1 pseudogene is annotated in these 312 nt (G+C 56.4%); it reads right to left on the bottom strand.

Annotation, left to right across the window (positions count from 1 at the left end):
- Positions 1-298: pseudogene (locus AB6A65_RS16880) on the bottom strand (IS6-like element IS26 family transposase); the annotation flags it as partial.
- Between the last annotated feature and the right edge of the window lie 14 nt (positions 299-312).

The following is a 312-nucleotide window of genomic DNA, read 5'->3' as shown; positions in this document are numbered from 1 at the left end:
GGCCCCGGCTGTCGACGGCCCGGTACAGATACGCCCAGCGGCCATTGACCTTCACGTAGGTTTCATCCATGTGCCACGGGCAAAGATCGGAAGGGTTACGCCAGTACCAGCGCAGCCGTTTTTCCATTTCAGGCGCATAACGCTGAACCCAGCGGTAAATCGTGGAGTGATCGACATTCACTCCGCGTTCAGCCAGCATCTCCTGCAGCTCACGGTAACTGATGCCGTATTTGCAGTACCAGCGTACGGCCCACAGAATGATGTCACGCTGAAAATGCCGGCCTTTGAATGGGTTCATGTGCAGCTCCATCA

This window comes from Rhodosalinus sp. FB01, assembly GCF_041365715.1.
GTDB lineage: Bacteria > Pseudomonadota > Alphaproteobacteria > Rhodobacterales > Rhodobacteraceae > Rhodosalinus.
Note: the sequence above shows the minus strand (reverse complement) of the source record. Positions and strands in the feature narration are given on the sequence as shown.